This is a genomic window from Oribacterium sp. oral taxon 078 str. F0262, assembly GCF_000160135.1.
GTDB lineage: Bacteria > Bacillota > Clostridia > Lachnospirales > Lachnospiraceae > Oribacterium.
In genome coordinates this window covers 21,452-39,399 of record NZ_GG729937.1, presented here as the reverse complement: position 1 = coordinate 39,399, position 17,948 = coordinate 21,452, and the positions used below count along the sequence as shown (strand labels likewise).

The window sequence follows — 17,948 nt, the reverse complement described above, 5'->3', positions numbered from 1 at the left end:
AAAAAATGAATTTGCAAAAGAGAAAAATCGGTATTATCGGAGCGGGACACGTCGGATCGCACGCCGGCTATTCCCTGATTTCACAGGGCCTGGCCGAGGAGATCGTCTACATTGACGTCGATGAGAAGAAGGCCGCCGCGCAGGCCCTGGACCTCTCCGATGCGGTAAAGTATCTTCCGAGCAGAGCGAAGGTGCATGCGGGAGATTACACGGAGATCGCGGATGCCCAGCTTTTGATCACGGCGGCCGGCCCTCTGCCGGATATCAGCAAGGGGCAGACCAGGATGGACACGCTTCGGCAGACGATCGTCATTATGAAGGAGGTCACGGAGTCGATACGAATGTCCGGCTTTGCCGGAATCATAATAAATATTTCAAATCCTGCCGATGTCATCACCCATTATATCCAGCATCAGCTGAATTGGCCTCCCAGACGCATCCTGTCTACCGGCACGACGCTGGACTCCGCCCGCCTCTGCCGGGCATTGGCCGAGGCGACCGGCGTGGATCAGAAATCCATCCATGCCTACGCGCTGGGAGAACACGGAGAGAGCCAAATGGTCGCGTGGTCCGCCGTTACACTTGGCGGAAAAGCCCTGGCTCAGCTTCAAAAGGAAAGGCCGGACAGCTATGGCATGCTCGATCCGGATGCCATCGCAGAGGAAGGAAAAGCGGGCGGCTGGAAGATCCTCGGAGGCAAGGGATCCACAGAATTTGGCATCGCCGCATCCATTGCAGAGGTGGTTCGAGCCATTTTTCATGACGAAAATCGAATCCTTCCCGTATCCGTTCTCTTAGAGGGGCAGTACGGACAGAAGGATGTGTATGCCAGCGTCCCCGCAGTATTAAATCGGGATGGGATCGCTGATATCATCGAGTTAAAGCTCAGCCCTGAGGAAGAGGAAAAATTCAGCGCATCCTGCAAAACCATGAGCGAAAACTACAAGCTGGCTTTGACTTTGTAAAATTATCCGGAGGGAATCAGAATGAAAAGGAATAAGATTATCGCTGTTTTACTGTCTGCCGCGCTTTTTGCACTGGCACTTAGCGCCTGCGGCTCTAAGAGCCATGCATCAAAGGGGGATTCATCCTCGGAAAGCGGACAGAAGACGGAATCCGCCGCCCGGGTCACAGTAAAGCTTGGCGTCGTCGGAAGCATCTATGAGGATCTTTGGAAGCCTGCAAAAGAGGCACTGAAGGGTGAGGGCATCGACCTTGAGCTGGTGCAGTTCTCCGACTATGTGACACCAAATAATGCCCTGGCAAACGGGGAGATCGATCTGAACTCTTTCCAGCACCGCATCTATCTTCAGAACGAGATCGACAGCCATGGCTATAAGATCCAGAATATCGGAAACACCTTTATCATTCCGCTGAATCTGTATTCCCGGAAGATCTCCTCCGTGAAGGAGCTGAAGGACGGAGATACCGTGGCGATCCCGGACGACCTGACAAACGGCGGCCGTGCGCTGAAGGTGCTGGAGGCGGCAGGCTTGATTGAGCTGGATCCCAATGCAGCGTTTAACCCCACGATAGATAATATCGTAAAGTATGATGTCGGCATCAAGATCGAGGAGCTGAAGGCCAATGTAATCCCCTCCGCTCTGTCCGATGTGACTGCCGCCGTGGTCAACGGAAACTATGCGCTGGACTTTGGGCTGAAAAGCGACGAAGCGATCTATAAGGACAGCGTTTTGGATGTGGAGGAGTACTGGAACCTGATCGCCGCCCGCACTGCGGATCTGGAGGACCCGGACAAGGCGGCTGTCTACGAAAAAGTCGTGAAGGCCTTTCAGTCTCCCGAGACGGAAAAGGTATTCAAGGATACCTACGGCGGATATTTCATCAAGGTCGGCTGGGATCAGAATCTTTTGGCAAAGTAAACGGTCTTTAGCCATAGTGCCGCCGGTATTTCTTTCGATTACCGGCGGCACTTAGCGATAATGGAGGAACGATTTATGAGTATCGACAGGCAGATACTGAAAGACCTTGTTGCGGATAAGACTCGCTTGATCTTCAACACAGATATCCCGAAGGAATATCTCAGCGATGCATTGGGGCGGCGGAAGGGCACGGCAGATGCTCTGATCTTTCCGCTGTCGACAGAAGAGATCAGCGACGTGCTGCGTTACGCCTGTGAAAACCGTATCCCGGTCACGCCGCGCGGCGCGGGGACGAATCTGGTAGCTTCCACGGTGCCCGTCAAGGGAGGTATTATCCTTGATTTTTCCCGCATGAATCGCGTGTTGGAGCTGGATGAGGACAGCATGACGCTGACCGTAGAGCCCGGCATCCTGCTGCAGGATGTGCAGACCTATGTGGAAGCCAGGGGTTTCTTTTATCCGCCGGACCCCGGCGAGAAGGCGTCCAGCATCGGCGGCAACATCAGTACCAATGCCGGAGGGATGCGGGCGGTAAAGTACGGTGTCACCCGCGACTATGTGAGGGGGCTGGAGGTCGTGCTGGCGGACGGAACGATTTTGCGGCTTGGCGGCAAGCAGGTCAAGGATGCCAGCGGGCTGTCGCTTAAGCATCTGCTGATCGGCTCCGAGGGGACACTTGGACTTATCAGTAAATGTATGCTGCGGCTGCTGCCGAAGCCGGAGACCTCCGTCAGTGTCCTTGTTCCCTATCCTGATCTGAATACCGGCCTCCGGAGCGTACTGAGGATTCTGCGCGCGAATGCGAACCCCACTGCAGTGGAATTCATGGAGCGGAAGGTCGTGGCACTGGGCGAGGACTTCTCCGGTCTGCGTTATCCCAGGCCCGACGCAGGCTCCTATATTCTTCTGACCTTTGACGGATACCGGAGCGAGGTGGAATTCAATACCGCGCGGGTGCGCGGGCTGGCTTTGGAAAACGGCGCACTGGATTATATCGTGCTCACCGATCCGGCGCAGGCGGCGGAGATATGGAAGGTCCGCGGAGCATTGGTCAAGGCGGTGGAAGCCGTTTCCGAACAAGAGCCTGTGGACATCGTGGTGCCCATCAGCCATACAGTGGATTTCATCCGCTTCATCAACGATCTGGAGGTGTCATCCGGCATGCGGATGATCAGTTTCGGCCATGCCGGCGACGGGAATGTGCATCTGTGTGTTGTCCGGGGTGAGCGTGATGAGGACAGATGGCGGCGCGAACTGCACGCCAATATGGACTCCGCCTATGCAAAAGCCTACAGCCTGGGCGGCGTGGCATCCGGCGAGCACGGCATCGGCCTGTCCAAACGGCGGTATTTTCTGCGGGAGACAGCGGCGGAGAACCTCGCCGTGATGAACGAGATCAAGGATGCTTTAGACCCGCTGCATATTCTCAATGACCAAAAATCTTATATCGAAGGAGGAAAAGATCATGCAGAGTCTTTCTGAGCGAAGCTCTGGTTTTACGGATTCCGTTATTCGCAGGATGACGCGCATTTCCCTTCAATATGGCGCCGTCAATCTGTCTCAGGGCTTTCCGGATTTTGAACCGCCAAAGGAGATCCTCGATCGTCTGGCACAGGTGGCCTACGAGGATTATCACCAGTATTCCATCACCTGGGGAGCACAGAATTTCCGGGAAGCGCTGGCTGCCAAGCAGTCCCGCTTTATGGGCCGCAGCATCGATCCGGACAGCGAGATTGTCACTACCTGCGGAAGCACGGAGGCCATGATGGCTGCCATGATGACTATCGTAAACCCCGGGGACAAGGTCGTTATCTTCTCCCCGTTCTACGAAAACTACGCTGCCGACAGCATTCTCTCCGGAGCGGAACCCATTTATGTGCCGCTGACGCCGCCGGATTTTCATTTTGACCCCAATGTGCTGGAGGATGCCTTCCGCTCTCACCCAAAGGCGCTGGTGCTCTGCAACCCCTCCAATCCCTGCGGCAAGGTCTTCAGCCGCGGGGAACTGGAGATTATCGCGGAGCTGGCCGCGAAGTACGATCTCTATGTCATCACGGACGAGGTCTATGAGCACATCGTCTATGCGCCCCATAGGCATTGCTATTTTACCGCGCTTCCCGAAATGTGGGAACGCACGATCTCCTGCTCGTCTCTTTCCAAGACCTACTCTGTTACCGGCTGGCGGCTGGGCTACATCATTGCCCCGCCAAGGATCATTGAGCGCGCAAAAAAGGTGCATGATTTTCTGACGGTCGGTGCGGCGGCTCCCCTGCAGGAGGCTGTGATTCCGGGATTGAAATTCACTCAGGACTACTATGATGGGCTGCTGGCCCAATATACCCACAAGAAGGAGCTCTTCCTCAAGGGCCTGGATGAGCTGCATATTATCCACAATGATCCGGAAGGAGCGTACTATGTCTTACTGGATATCTCCGAATTCGGCTATGACAGCGATTTGAAATTCTGCGAGGATCTTGCTCGGCTGGTGGGAGTCGGAGCAGTGCCCGGCTCCAGCTTCTTCCGGGAGCCGGTGCAGCACCTCATCCGCTTCCACTTCGCGAAAAGGGACGAGACACTTCTGGAGGCCCTGAACCGTCTGGAGAGCCTGAGGAGAAAAATCCCCGCCAAAAAGCGCGCCTGAAGGGATAAGCTCCTGATCGAGCTCGAGAAAAAGTCCCGAGGGAAAATCTGCGGGAGCCGAAAGGAGGATTTTCGGCTGTCGGATCCATTAAGATGATGATATAGTGAATAACAAAAAAAGCGGCCTCTGGCTTATGGCAAACAGGCAAAGCAAGGTGTTGGAAGGCCGCTCCTATGAGAATCAGGAATGGGAGATTCCTTAATCCTGAGCTCAGGATAGCGTGAAAGAGGGCAAAGATCAAGAAATATGGGGAATATATAGAAACAAAATATCAGAATAGATGTTTATCGCAGGGACCTATAGGGTTAGGGCCCGCTGAGGAAAAGAAGGGGTCGGGAGGATGGAGTATTTTATCGGAGCGGCGGGCTTTTGTCTCATCACAGTATGTTCCCTTTGCTTTAGCATATATCTATACTGGATCCTGCAAAATGCGGTTCGGAAAGGGAGAGAGGTCCCCGGATGGATGTATCGGATCGGTCACGCGATCATCGGAAGGGGAGGCGATTCCTATGAGGATATCACGGATCATTCGGCGCTCAGAGAGCTGAACCTCTTTCTTTTGGGACTGGCTGCGGCCAATCTTCTCTTTTTTCTGTATATGCGTCTATATAAGGGGCTCAATGCGAACGCGGCGCTGTATTCCTGTCTGAAGGCGGAATTCTTTCTGATTCTCAGCGTCAGAATGCTCTGGACCGCTGTAAAAATCGGGATAGAGATCGTGCTTTGCTTTGGGAAAAAGGCGGGGAGGACGCTTCGGAACTATGCGTCCGGAAACGCGGTTTTCGGCATGATCTTTATGAGCGGATTTTTTCTTCTTCTGTCCCTGATGCTCAGCGGAGTTCCGGAGAGAGCACCTGAGCTTCGGATTGAAAAAAGCCGGATCGTCATCGGGAGCACGAGGGCGTCAGAGCTCCTTCGGGTGGGCTTTCGTTTTTATGAGGAGAGCGAGGAGAACGAGGAAAGCGGGGAGAGGGGAGCGGAGGATGAGATCCGAAAGCCGGAGGACCGCCATTTTTATTATGATGGAGAGCTGGCGGAGCTTCGATGCGGCGGGAATTCCTATGGGACAGTTTGCCTGACGCCGCCCTGGGGCGGAAGCGAGAAATTAAAGGACTGCATCATCAGCTTCTACCGCATTTCATCGGAGAATCCCCGTTTCCCGGAGATCGCAGTCTGCGGGAGAGAGCTCTCCGATCTTCGATGGGAGGAGATAAGAGAGCGGCCGCTTTCTGACATTTTCTCGCTCTCCCCCGCGAATTACCGGGAAGACAAATGGGAGGGAAACTGCAAATTGCAGCTGCAGATGCAGCCGTACATGCTCTGGAAAAGATATACGATAGAGCTTCGCTTCCACGAGGATGGGACAGCGGCCGAGTGCAGTCTCAGAGCGCAGCACACGCTCTGGGAATGAGGAGGGAGCTTTCCTTTCTGGAAATATGCGATATAATCGAGGCAGAATCAAGCGGCGGGAGGCCTTATCGCATGGAATACAGCTATCATTACGATTCTCCGCTCGGAGGCATCACGATCGCAAGTGACGGCAGAGCGCTGAACGGGCTTTGGTTTGACGGACAGAAATATTTTGGTGATACTCTGGATGAGGAGCACGAGGAGAGGATGCTTCCCGTATTCGAGGAGGCCGAGCGCTGGCTAAGGCTTTATTTTAGCGGGAGGGAACCGGATTTTACGCCGCCTCTTTCCATGAAGACGACGGAATTCAGGAGAGCGGTCTGGAGGATCATGCTGGAAATTCCCTACGGAGAGACCATGAGCTACGGGGAGATCGCGGAGCGCATCGGGGGAAGGAGCGGAGGAAGAGCCCTTTCTCGGGCGGTCGGAGGCGCGGTCTCCCATAATGCGATCTCGCTTTTCATCCCCTGTCACCGCGTGATCGCAGAAGACGGCAGCCTGAGGGGCTACGCCGGGGGGATCTGGCGAAAGAGGAGGCTCCTCGCGATGGAGAGAGGGGAGAATTAAGAGAGGGAGAAAGGAAGGGGCTATGAGCAATATTTCTGAAAATCTCGAGAGGATTTCCGAGAGGATCTTTGCAGCCTGCGAAAGGGCGGGGAGGAAACGGGAGAGCGTAGAGCTCATCGCGGTCTCAAAGACGAAGCCGGTTTCCGACATCCGGGAGGCGATGCGCCTTGGGATCCGCTGCTTTGGGGAGAACAGGGTGCAGGAGCTTCGGCAAAAGACAGCGGAGATCCCGGAGAAGCTCCACTGGCACATGATCGGAGTGCTTCAGAAAAATAAGGTGAAGTATCTCCCCGGCATGGTGGAGATGATCCACTCCGTCGACAGTCTGGGACTCGCGCAGGAGATCGAGAAGGAGTGTAAAAAGCATGGGATTTCGATGGACGTCCTCTGCGAGGTCAATGTGGGGAGGGAGGAGTCCAAGGGAGGAGTGCTGCCGGAGGAGCTTCCCGGCTTTCTCTCCGAGGCCGTAAAGCTTTCCCATCTCCGCATCCGGGGTCTTATGACGGTCGCCCCCATTGCCTCGGAGGCAGAGGAGAGCCGTCCGATCTTTCGCTCTCTCCGGGAGCTTCTTGAATCCATGAACCGGGAAATCCCCGCCCTCTCCATGGATCAGCTCTCCATGGGAATGAGCGGGGACTTCGAGGTCGCGATCGAGGAGGGGGCGACCCTCGTCCGGATCGGAAGCGCTATTTTTGGGGATCGGCACTATTCTTAAGTCCCTCCTCTTCCGCTTCCTCCTTTGCTTCCTCCTTTACTTCCGGCTTTGCCCCGGCCTGGCGGTAGCGACCGTAGGTTCCGAGGATCCTCGCGATGGAAAGCTTTTTTTCCTCGGAGAAGGAATTCTCCGGCATTCTCCAGACCCAGTTTCCCCCGGTCGTTCCGGGCTCGTTGATCCGGGCCTCCCCGGAGAGATTCAGGTAGTCCGCCGCGGGGATAACCACGGTATCCGCGACAGAGGACATGGCGAGCTTTATGAGGAGCTCCGGCATGAGCTCGCGCTCCGCTTCTGAGCGAGAGCAGTACTGGAAGATATAGCCCCGGACTCCGTCCGGAAGAGTCTCAAACCAGTGGGAGAGCGTGTCATTGTCATGGGTTCCGGTGTAGCAGATGCAGTTTCTCGTCTCGAAGTTGTGCGGGAGATAGCAATTGTCCGCGTCGGAGCCGAAGGCAAACTGCAGGACCTTCATGCCGGGAAAGCCGGTCTCCTTCATGAGGCTTCGGACCTCATCCGTGATGACGCCGAGATCTTCCGCGATGATCGGGAGCTCCCTTTTCCCGAAGTGGCGGTACATCGCGTCAAAGAGCGCCATCCCGGGACCGGGGAGCCACTCCCCCTGCTCCGCTGTCTTTGCGCCGAAGGGGACGGAGTAGTAGGCTTCAAAGCCCCGGAAATGATCGACCCTCAGGACGTCATAGAGGGAGAGGCAGTAGTCCATGCGGGAGAGCCACCATTCGAAGCGGCTCTCCTCATGCTTCTCCCAGCGGTAGAGAGGATTCCCCCAGAGTTGGCCGGTGGCGGAGAAGGAATCCGGCGGTACTCCCGCGACACTCTCCGGATCGCCTCCGTCTGAGAACTGGAAGAGCTCCCGCCTCGCCCAGACATCCGCGCTGTCCATCGCGCAGTAAATCGGGATATCCCCGATCATCTGGATCCCGCGGAGTCCGGCATAATGCTTCAGCTCCCGCCACTGCTCCTCGAAAATCCCCTGCACAAAGGCCTGATAGGAGATCTCCGGGAGGAGCTCCCTGCGGGCTCTCTCCATCGCGGAATCCTCCCTCTCCCGGAGCTCCTTCTCCCAGAGTGTCCAGCTCTTTCCGTCCTGCGCCTTCTTGATCGCCATGAACTCGCAGTAGTCCAGTGTCTCCTTCCGAAGGCCCTGGAGGAGAGCCCCGCTCTTTTCCTCCCCCTCCTTTTCGAGGAAGTGTCGGTAGGCTGTCCTCAGGGCATGGTCCTTTGCAAGATAGAGCTTTCCGTAATCCACTTTCTCCGGCTCGCTGCCGAAGTCCTCCGCGGAGAGCTCCTCTTCCGTGAGAAGCCCCCGGGAGATCAGAGTCTCAAGATCGATAAAGTAAGGATTTCCCGCAAAGGCAGAGAAGGATTGGTAGGGAGAATCCCCGAAGCCGGTCGGCCCCATGGGAAGGAGCTGCCAGAAGCGGTTCCCGCTCTCTGCCAGCAGATCGACGAATTTCAGGGCTTCCCTTCCGAATGTTCCGATCCCGTATCTCCCCGGAAGGGAGAAGATGGGGAGCAATATCCCGGCCTGTCTCATGATTTTTCCTCCTGAAGCGGCTTTTTTCCTGCTGCCTTTTGACTTTCCCTCTCCGCGCTTTCTTCGCCCGGATGCCGCTTCTCGCCTTGGCTTTTTTCCGCTTTCTTTTCCTTATTTACTTTCTTTCCCTTTATACTGCTGCTTCTATTGCTGCTTCTATTGCTGCTTCCCCGCTTCCCCTTCTTCGCCGTTTTCTTCGCTCTTTCCTCTTTTCTTCCGCGGGCGGAGCGGAGCTCCAGCTCTTCCTTACTCAGGGGCGTGAGCTGATAGATGGTCGTGGAGAGGGGCGGGATCCGGATCGCCGCGCTCTCCGCTCTCTCGTCCCACTCGATGGGCTCCGAGTGGTGCAGGATCTTTCGGACAGCGCCGCTTCCCCCGTATTTCCTGTCCTCCGAGGAGAGGATCGATCGGAGCGTGCAGGGGAAGGGGAGTCCCACGCGAAAGCCCGCGTGGTCCATCGTGTCGAAGTTTGTGACGATGAGGAGGTTGTCCTCCGCTTTCTCCGCCTTTCGGAGGAAAAAGAGCAGGGAGAGCTCGGGATAGGAGCAGTTGATCCACTCGAAGCCCTCCGGGGAGTAATCCCTTTGGCTTAGGGCCGGTTTTTCCCGGAGAAGCTGATTCAGGTCCCGCACGAGCTCATGGATGCCCTTGTGCAGAGGGTATTTCAGGATCTCCCAGGGCAGCTCTCTTTCCTCGGACCACTCCTCGACCTCTCCGAAATCCTGCCCCATGAAGAGAAGCTTCTTTCCCGGATAGCTGAAGAAATAGCCGTAGGCCGCGCGGAGGTTCTGCGCCTTTTTCTCGAGGCTGTCCCCCGGCATCTTCTGGAGGAGGCTTCCCTTTCCGTGAACCACCTCGTCGTGCGAGAGCACGAGCTGGAAGTCCTCCGAATAGTTGTAGAGCATGGAGAAGGTGAGGGAGCGGTAGTTTTGCTTCCGAAAGAAGGGATCCGTCTGCATGTAGGAGAGGAAGTCGTTCATCCAGCCCATGTTCCACTTTAAGTCAAAGCCGAGTCCCCCCTCCTCCACCGGGAGAGTGACATTTTCCCAGGCGGTGGACTCCTCCGCGATCAAAAGCGTCCCCGGAAAGGCAATCCGGAACTGACTGTTCAGATGCTTCAGGAATTCGACGGCCTCCAGATTCTCATTGCCGCCGTACATGTTCCTCGGCGCGTTTCCGCCCTGTCTCCCGTAGTCCAGGTAGAGCATGGAGGCCACCGCGTCCATCCGGATGCCGTCCGCGTGATATTTCTCCGCCCAGAAGAAGGCATTTGCGATCAGGAAATTGCTGACCTCGTGCCGCGCATAGTGGAAGATGAGGGATCCCCAGTGCGGATGGCTTCCCCGCACCGGGTCCGGATCCTCATAGAGAGCCCCTCCGTCAAAGGAGGCGAGCCCCCAGCTGTCCCGCGGAAAATGTGCGGGCGCCCAGTCCAGGATGACGCCGATCCCCTCCTGGTGAAGGCGGTCGACGAGGTACTGGAAATCCTCCGGACTCCCGAAGCGGGAGCTCGGCGCGTAATAGCCGGTGATCTGGTAGCCCCAGGACTGATCGAGGGGGTGTTCCATCACCGGCATGAGCTCCACATGGGTATAGCCCTCGGCCTTCACATAGGATGCGATCTTCTCCGCAAGCTCCCGGTAATTGTAAAATTCAGAGCCGGGAACCGGACTTCCGTCCTCATTGACCGTGAGCTTTTTTCGAAAGACGGAGCCCAGATGGAGCTCGTAGACAGACATCGGCTGCGTCTTCTGTCCCCCCCTCTTCTTTCTTTCCTGCCAGGCCCTGTCCTCCCAGTGAAAGCGGCGGAGATCGGAGACGACGGAGGCTGTATTCGGGCGGAGCTCGAAGGAAAAGCCGTAGGGATCTGTCTTCAGAAAGGGCTCCTGCCCGTGGCGGAGAATTTCGTATTTGTAGATCGTGCCCTCGGAAAGACCGGGGAGAAAGAGCTCAAAGATGCCGTTGTCCGATATTTTCTGCATCATATTGCGGCGTCCGTCCCAGAGATTGAAGTCCCCGATCACGGAGACGCGGAGCGCCCCGGGGGCCCAGACGGAGAAAACGACGCCGGAAGTTCCGCCTAGGCTTATGGGATGTGCCCCCATCTTTTCATAGATCCGGTAGTGGATTCCGGCTTCGAACTTTCGGATATCCTCCTCCGTGTAGATCGAAGGAAAGCGGTAGGGGTCCTGGAGCGTCTCCTCCGTATCGTTGTCATAGATGAGGCGGAAGCGGTAATCCGGAAGCTTTTCCCGGAAGCGCTTCTCCTCCGGCAGAAGCACTGCGAAAAAGCCCGCCTCGTCCGCCCTCTCCATCGGCCAGGCCTTCCCGGAGAGCATTACGGAAACCTCCTTTGCAGTAGGAAAGAAGGCCTGGATCAGGAGTCCCTCCGGGAGAAGCCTCGCGCCCAGGATCCGCTTTGGGTTCGAGCATTCAAGATAGCAGACCTCTTCCACATCCGCCCAGTTCATAAGCTCATATAATTTGTCCGTCATGGCAAGACCTCCTGTTTCTCCTGCACTGCTCTTTGTCCGGCTTCGGAACTCTTCTTCCTCCGCTGTCCGCTCCTCCGCCTTCGCTTTTTCGGGATCTCCCCGCAGCCCTCCGCCTGCAGGAGTACAATGCTCCGGGGGAGAAGCTTCTTCTCCCCATCGGGAAGCAGGGGATGCTCCCCCTTCGGATAGATCCCGTTTTGCTCCTCCCGGCAGCTGTCGATCACCATAGCCCAGTTTGTCCCCGCGGGCGGATGCGGCAGGAGAAAGCGGTGCTCCTCCCAGTGGAAATTGCAAAGGAGCAGGAAGGTCTCATCCTCCGCGTAGAGCCCGGAGAACATCACGCCGAGCTGCCTCCGGTAGGGCTCCCTGTCCGGCTGCCAGGCGCTCTCCCCGTGGAAGCTCAGATCCGGGATCCCCAGCCCCCGGCTGTCGAGAAGCGTGAGCTCCTCCTTTTGGTGAAAGACGGGATGCTCCCTTCGGAAGTGGATCAGATATTTCATAAATTCATAGAGATCCCGGTTTTTCTTCAGGAGCCTCCAGTCCAGCCAGTTCAGCTCATTATCCTGGCACCAGGCATTATTGTTTCCGCGCCGGCTCGCCCCGAACTCATCGCCCGCCTGGATGAGCGGAGTTCCCTGGGCGAGGAAGAGCAGCAGGCAGGCATTCCGAAACATCTTTTTTCGGAGAAGGCGCACGCTCTTTCTGCGGCTGGGTCCCTCCTCTCCGCAGTTCCAGGAGTAATTCTGCTCACAGCCGTCGGCTCCCCTCTCACCGTTCTCCTCATTGTGCTTTCGGTCATAGGAAAAGCAGTCCATGAGGCTCAGACCTGTGACATTCGAAAGATACTGAATCTCCCCCCGGTCCGACGGATTCTTCCGGATCCGTTCCATCAGGCTCCCCACCATGCTCTCGTCCCCCTTCAGAGCGCATCGGATCTCCGTCTGGAAGCCGTCGTTGTAATCCGCCAGGTACTTCTCCCCGTCGGAGGACCTGGGAAGCGTCCCCTCCCAGTGCTCTGCCCAGAGCTTAAAGCGCGAGAGGAAGGGATCTCTCCGAAGGAGCTCGAGCGGCGCTGTGCCGATGATGTGGGCGCCGTCGATCTGATAGCGGACTCTCCAGAAGCGGAGGACCTCGCTGATCCGTTCCGGGAGCTCCCGGCCGCCGTCGTAGTTAAAGTAAAAGTCGAGAACGAGCTCCATCCCCTGTTCGTGTACGGCCCGGACAAGCGCGCGGAAGCTCTCGGAGGGGTCCTGACCGCTCTGCGTAAAAGAGTGCTTGGGCGAATAGTAGAGAGCATCCTCCGTGAAGCCCCAGTAATTGATCCGGCCGTCCGGACAGCGCTCCCGGGCCTTCGGGGAGAGGGGCTCGAAGCGCTCGAACATCAGCTCCTGAAACTCATAGGGGGGCATGAGCTCCAGGACATTGACGCCGAGCTCTTTGAGATAAGGGAGCTTTTCGATGATTCCGGAGAAGCTGCCTCTTTTTGCGGCGGGCAGGCCGGAGGAGCTGTGCTTTGTGAAGCCCCGGACATGGAGGCGGTAGACGATGCAGTCCCGGTAGGGAATCCCCGGGCGGAGCGGCAGGGCCTTCGCCTCAAAGAGCTCCGCGTTTTCGCGAAACGGGCTCTTCAGGACCTCTCCGGCTCCCCGGAGCTCTCCAAAGCGCGTTCCGCCGAGAAAGTCTCTTCCCTCCGGATCGGAAAACTCTCTCCCGTCCGCCTCGAGGCAATAGAGGAGAGTCCGATACCGTTCCGGGAGAAAGAGCCGCCACACATCGCCGATCCGCTCCTCCTGCGGGAAGGGAAGCCGTGAAACCCGCCGCTTTCCCCGGTAGAGATTCAGATAGAGCTGCTCCGTCCGCGCCGCAGCGAGAAATACATAACCGCCCTGCACCTTCCTCAGTCCCAGCATTTTTCCCCCTTCCCCGTCGAAATACACTCTTGTTCGCAATATCGGTTCCCGCCGCCCCGCGGCTTTGCCTCTTGTCCCGTCAGATGCCGGAATGTCCGCTCATGCAAGCATGGTCATCCATCGTGCATAAGTCTCCGCGCTGCTTCGCTTCTTCGAAGCTCAGGACTCGGCTTCGCCCGGGAGGCATCAGCCGATCTCCCTTCGGGAGACACTTCTCTCTTTCGAAGCTTCCGCTTCACCAACGGCTGTCCGCACTTTGTCGCCCTGCCGCTTTGCCGGTCCATAAGCAGGCCGTCTGCCGCCCCGGCGCTTTGCGATTTGGTTTTTTAAATCGCTTACGCGCCGCTGGACGCGGCAGCCGGAGCGAGAGCGTCCTGCGTTGGACCGACATGGCGGCAGGAAAGGCGGCAAAGATCAGCCGTCTGAGAGCTGTCTAAGACTCAACTTCTCTCCGAGAAGTGGTCAAGGACGCTCCGAGTCTGCCTGATGGCAGACTTCTGCGCTTTCGCATCGCTGACAGATATTCGCATTTCGGGCTATCGCCCTGCATGCTCATATCTGTTGTCCCGTCAAATATCCAAATGCTCGCGCAAGCGAGCTTGCCTCGCATTTGTCTGCTTGACGGAGACTTATGCACTTAGTATAGCACAGTCCGGCGGGAAGCCGAAGGGAAAAGCGAGGTCTTTTCCGCTTTGGCGGGGCGATTTTTTGCGCGGAATTCCGGAGGGGAGCCCCGCTTCCCATTTTCCGCTTTAGCGGTTATAATAATTAAATTGTAAAAGAGCATTCAGGAAGGGAAGAGGGAGCATGAAAGAGCGGAAAAAACAAGCGAGCATGATGGATCTTTATCTGCGCTGGCCGATCTGGCTTTCGGCGCTCTTTTTGCCACTCGCCCTCATCGGGAGTTTTTTTTCGCGTGCCGCGGCCCTTTTGATCCTGATCGCGGGGCTCATTCACCTTCTGATCGCGCTCCGGCTCTATTTTACGAGGCGGAGCGGGCTGATCTCCGCCCTTTTGAATTTTTCCCTTTCTACCGGGGAGGAGCAGCTTCGCCGTATCTGGGAGATGCCCTTTCCCTATGCGATTGTGAACGACAGGGGGACGGTGCTCTGGAAGAACAGCGCCTTTTCGGAGATCGCGCGGAAGGAGAAGAACCTGTCCGGAAATCTCCTCAGCATGTTTCCGAATATCACGGAGGAGATGCTTCTCAGGGAGGACGCGATGCTGGAGATCCACTCCTCCTTTCAGGGGAGAAAATACTGCATCGACTTTCGGAGGGCCGCTCTGATATCGGGAGAGAGCGCGGAGCAGCCGTCGTTTTATGACGGGGAGAGCGAGGTGGTCTCCGTCTACCTCCGGGATGAGACGGACGAGCTTCGCCTCGCAAAGGAGCTCTCCGACGAACGCATCGTCTGCGGTCTCATCTACATCGACAACTACGAGGAGGTCCTGGATCAGATCGAGGAGGTGAGGAGATCGCTGCTCACGGCCCTTGTGGACCGGAAGATCAATCGCTATATCTCCTCTGTGAACGGACTGATCAAGAAGATCGAGAAGGACAAATATTTCTTTGTCATGAAGCGGGAGTATTTGCAGCGGATGCTGGACGACCGCTTTTCGATCCTGGATGAGGTGAGGCAGGTCAGCATCGGAAATGAGCTCTCTGTGACGCTCAGCATCGGGGTGGGCTACGGGGCCGCGGAGTATGCGCAGAATTATGAGTATGCGAGGGTCTCCATCGACATGGCGCTCGGCCGGGGAGGAGATCAGGCGATCGCGAAGTCTCAGGACAGTCTGAGCTACTTCGGCGGGAAGTCCAAGAGCACGGAGCGGGTCACGAGGGTGAAGGCGAGAGTGAAGGCGCAGGCTTTTGAGGAGCTTTTGGAGAATAAGGACCGCCTGTTGATCATGGGGCATGCGAACGGGGATATGGACTGCCTCGGCGCCTCCGTCGGCGTCTTCCGCATGGCTGCCGAGCTCGGAAAGCGGGCGAGCATCGTGCAGAACCGGGTGACTCCTCCGATCCTTCCCTTAAAGGCGCGCTTTCTGAACAATGAGGACTACCCGGACGACATGTTCATCTCCGGAGAGGATGCGAAGGAGATGGTGGACGGCAATACGGTCCTGGTGGTCGTCGACTGTGACCGCCCCTCGATATTGGATGAGCCGGATCTCCTGGAGCTTTGCAAAACCATCGTGGTCTTTGACCACCACAGGCAGAGCTCGGAGACGATACAGGGCGCGGTCTTGAGCTACTGTGAGCCCTATGCCTCCTCGGCCTCGGAGATGATCGCGGAGATGATGCAGTATATCGGAGACGGGATCAAGGTCCGTCCGATCGAGGCGGACTGTCTCTACGGCGGCATCGTCATTGATACCCAGGAGTTTACGAGCCAGACGGGGGTCAGGACCTTTGAGGCGGCGGCCTACTTAAGGAGGTGCGGCGCGGACATCACGAGGATCCGGAAGAATTTCCGCGAGGATCTGAAGGATTACCAGGCGAAGGCCGAGGCGATCAGCGGAGCGGAGATCTATAGGGATGCCTATGCGATCAGCTCTCTCAAGGCGCAGGGGCTGGAGAGCCCGACCGTCGTCTGTGCGCAGGCCGCCAACGAGCTTTTGAATATCCGGGGGATCAAGGCCAGTGTCGTCATGACCTCCTGGAACGGCAAGGTCTACGTCAGCGCGCGCTCCATCGACGAGATGAACGTGCAGGTGCTCATGGAGAAGCTCGGAGGAGGCGGGCACCGCACCGTGGCGGGGGCGCAGTTTAAGGCGGGGAAGATCCCCGAGATCATCGCGCAGGTAAAAAAGGCGATTGATCAGATGATTGAGGAAGGAGAGGTGTCCTGATGAAGCTTATCTTGTTAAAGGATGTGAAGTCGCTGGGAAAGAAGGGGGATGTCGTGGAGGTCAATGAGGGCTATGGCCGGAATTTCATCATCCCCTCAAAGGCGGGGATTCTCGCCGACGCGAAGAACCTGAACAGCTTAAAGCTGCAGAAAAAGAAGGAGGAGAAGCTCGCGGCGGAGAAGCTTGCGGAGGCGCAGGACCTCAAGGGGAGACTTGAGGAGGCGAAGATCGTTCTGAAAATGAAGGCCGGAAAGGAGGGCAGGACCTTCGGGGCGATTTCCACGAAGGAGATCGCGGAGGCCCTGAAGGAGCAGACCGGCATCGAGGTCGATAAGAAGAAAATTGAGAGCGATGTCCCGATCCGAAATCTCGGCGGCTATGAGCTTCGCATCCGGCTTCACCGGGATGTCGAGGCGAAGCTTCACCTGAGCGTTCAGGCGGCGGAATAGATGGCGGAGCTTTCGGAAAAGCTGATCCAGAGGGTGATTCCGCACTCTCAGGAGGCGGAGCAGAGCGTCATCGGCTCCATGCTCCGGGACAAGGAGGCGGTCGCCGCCGCGACAGAGCTTCTCAGCGAGGAGGACTTCTACCAGCGGCAGTACGCCATACTCTTTCGGGTGATGCGGGAGCTCTATAATGAGGCGAAGCCGGTGGACCTCGTGACGGTGCAGGAGAAGCTCCGGGGGAAGGATATCCCGCCGGAGCTCTCGGAGATCGCCTTTTTGAAGGAGGTCATGCAGTCCGTCGCGACCAGCGTGAATGTGCGCTCCTACTGCTCGATCGTAAAGGAGAAGTCCGTCCTCCGCGCTCTGATCCGCGCGAATGAGGAGATCGCGGAGCTCTGCTATTCCGGGGGGGAGGAGCTGGAGGAGGTGCTCTCCATCGCGGAGAAGAAGATCTTTGATCTCCTCCAGAAAAGAAGCGCGAGAGAATTCACTCCGATCGAGGATGTCGCGATGACCGTCCTCCACAATATCGAGAAGGCCTCCCGGCAGAAGGACCCGATCACCGGAGTGCCCACGGGCTTTCTGGATCTCGACTACAGAACGGCGGGGCTTCAGCCCTCGGATCTCATCCTGGTCGCGGCGCGCCCCTCCATGGGAAAGACGGCCTTTGTCCTGAATATCCTGGATTATGTGGGAGTCCGGAAAAATATGCCGGCCATGGTATTTTCCCTCGAAATGTCGAAGGAGCAGCTGGTAAACCGCATGCTCTCCCTGGAGACCCTGATCGACGCGGACAAGCTTAGGAAGGGAACGCTCACGGACGAGGACTGGGCGACGCTCATTGAGGGGATCGATCGCGTCGTCGCCTCCAATATCATTATTGACGACACGCCGGGGATCTCGGTATCGGAGCTCCGTTCAAAGTGCAGGAAGGCGAAGCTTGAGAGGGGACTCAGCCTCATTATGATCGACTATCTCCAGCTCATGACCGGCTCCGCCGGGAAGAGGGCGGAGAACCGGCAGCAGGAGATCACGGAGATCTCGCGCTCTCTGAAGGCGCTGGCACGGGAGATGAACTGCCCGGTGATCGCGCTCTCCCAGCTCTCCAGAGCCTGCGAGCAGCGCCCGGACCACCGCCCGATGCTTTCGGACCTGAGGGACTCCGGCGCGATCGAACAGGATGCGGACATCGTCATGTTCCTCTATCGGGATGACTACTACAATAAAGATACCGAGCATCCGAACGAGGCGGAGATCATCATCGCGAAGCAGAGGAACGGTCCGATCGGCACCGTGACTCTGCTCTGGCAGCCGGAATATACCCGATTTGTCAATGCGGAGCGCGGGAGCTGAGACAGGCTTATTAACTTTCTATAAATTTTTATCAAAGTGCTTTGCAAACGGGAAGATTCGTTATATGATACGGTATCCAGAGGGACAGAAGGCGGCGGACAGAGCCTCTTTCGTCCGGGC

General features: G+C 57.2%; 13 protein-coding genes. 10 read left to right on the top strand and 3 right to left on the bottom strand.

Features of this window, described 5'->3' with window-relative positions; translation table 11 throughout:
- The first annotated feature begins 5 nt into the window (after nt 1-5).
- The 7 genes from GCWU000341_RS11080 to GCWU000341_RS11050 all read left to right on the top strand — a co-directional run bounded on the left by GCWU000341_RS11080 (nt 6) and on the right by GCWU000341_RS11050 (nt 7,216).
- The gene (locus GCWU000341_RS11080; protein WP_009216115.1) at nt 6-965 is read left to right on the top strand and encodes an L-lactate dehydrogenase; all 960 of its coding nucleotides are present in this window, start codon (nt 6-8) and stop codon (nt 963-965) included.
- Nucleotides 966-986: 21 nt separating this feature from the next.
- On the top strand, nt 987-1,883 hold the full coding sequence (locus tag GCWU000341_RS11075) for a MetQ/NlpA family ABC transporter substrate-binding protein (RefSeq protein WP_009216114.1): 897 nt from the start codon (nt 987-989) through the stop codon (nt 1,881-1,883).
- Nucleotides 1,884-1,958: 75 nt separating this feature from the next.
- Nucleotides 1,959-3,365 (top strand): FAD-binding oxidoreductase, encoded by a 1,407-nt coding sequence (locus GCWU000341_RS11070; protein WP_040654308.1) that lies wholly within the window; start codon nt 1,959-1,961, stop codon nt 3,363-3,365.
- On the top strand, nt 3,349-4,524 hold the full coding sequence (locus GCWU000341_RS11065) for a pyridoxal phosphate-dependent aminotransferase (RefSeq protein WP_040654305.1): 1,176 nt from the start codon (nt 3,349-3,351) through the stop codon (nt 4,522-4,524). The genes GCWU000341_RS11070 and GCWU000341_RS11065 overlap by 17 nt, the downstream gene beginning before the upstream one ends.
- A 340-nt stretch (nt 4,525-4,864) precedes the next feature.
- Nucleotides 4,865-5,935: a hypothetical protein gene (locus GCWU000341_RS11060; protein WP_009216111.1), complete on the top strand. Its 1,071-nt coding sequence runs from the start codon at nt 4,865-4,867 to the stop codon at nt 5,933-5,935.
- 71 nt (nt 5,936-6,006) lie between these two features.
- Entirely contained in the window at nt 6,007-6,501 is a 495-nt protein-coding gene (locus GCWU000341_RS11055) for a methylated-DNA--[protein]-cysteine S-methyltransferase (protein WP_040654348.1), read from the top strand.
- Between the two features lie 22 nt (nt 6,502-6,523).
- Nucleotides 6,524-7,216: a YggS family pyridoxal phosphate-dependent enzyme gene (locus GCWU000341_RS11050; RefSeq protein ID WP_009216109.1), complete on the top strand. Its 693-nt coding sequence runs from the start codon at nt 6,524-6,526 to the stop codon at nt 7,214-7,216.
- Here the strand turns inward: GCWU000341_RS11050 and malQ are convergent.
- Genes malQ through GCWU000341_RS11035 form a run of 3 tightly spaced genes read right to left on the bottom strand, consistent with a single transcriptional unit; the run spans nt 7,188 to nt 13,176 of the window.
- Nucleotides 7,188-8,771, bottom strand: coding sequence for a 4-alpha-glucanotransferase (gene malQ / locus GCWU000341_RS11045; protein ID WP_009216108.1), 1,584 nt, complete (start codon nt 8,769-8,771; stop codon nt 7,188-7,190). The two genes, GCWU000341_RS11050 and malQ, sit on opposite strands and share 29 nt — an antisense overlap.
- On the bottom strand, nt 8,768-11,266 hold the full coding sequence (glgB, locus tag GCWU000341_RS11040) for a 1,4-alpha-glucan branching protein GlgB (RefSeq protein WP_009216107.1): 2,499 nt from the start codon (nt 11,264-11,266) through the stop codon (nt 8,768-8,770). Before glgB ends, malQ begins: the two co-directional genes overlap by 4 nt.
- The gene (locus tag GCWU000341_RS11035; RefSeq protein ID WP_050762004.1) at nt 11,263-13,176 is read right to left on the bottom strand and encodes an alpha-amylase family glycosyl hydrolase; all 1,914 of its coding nucleotides are present in this window, start codon (nt 13,174-13,176) and stop codon (nt 11,263-11,265) included. The genes glgB and GCWU000341_RS11035 overlap by 4 nt, the downstream gene beginning before the upstream one ends.
- Nucleotides 13,177-13,983: 807 nt before the next feature.
- On the opposite strand from GCWU000341_RS11035, the gene GCWU000341_RS11030 reads away from it, so the two are divergent.
- From GCWU000341_RS11030 to dnaB, 3 genes are read left to right on the top strand one after another with little or no spacing between them, the layout of a single operon-like run.
- Nucleotides 13,984-16,029 carry a DHH family phosphoesterase gene (locus tag GCWU000341_RS11030; RefSeq protein WP_009216103.1) on the top strand — a complete coding sequence of 682 codons (2,046 nt, stop codon included), beginning with the start codon at nt 13,984-13,986 and terminating at the stop codon, nt 16,027-16,029.
- Complete coding sequence (gene rplI, locus GCWU000341_RS11025) at nt 16,029-16,478, top strand: 50S ribosomal protein L9 (protein ID WP_009216102.1); 450 nt, start codon at nt 16,029-16,031, stop codon at nt 16,476-16,478. The genes GCWU000341_RS11030 and rplI overlap by 1 nt, the downstream gene beginning before the upstream one ends.
- Complete coding sequence (gene dnaB, locus GCWU000341_RS11020) at nt 16,479-17,828, top strand: replicative DNA helicase (RefSeq protein ID WP_009216101.1); 1,350 nt, start codon at nt 16,479-16,481, stop codon at nt 17,826-17,828. It begins immediately after the preceding gene.
- Nucleotides 17,829-17,948 lie beyond the last annotated feature (120 nt).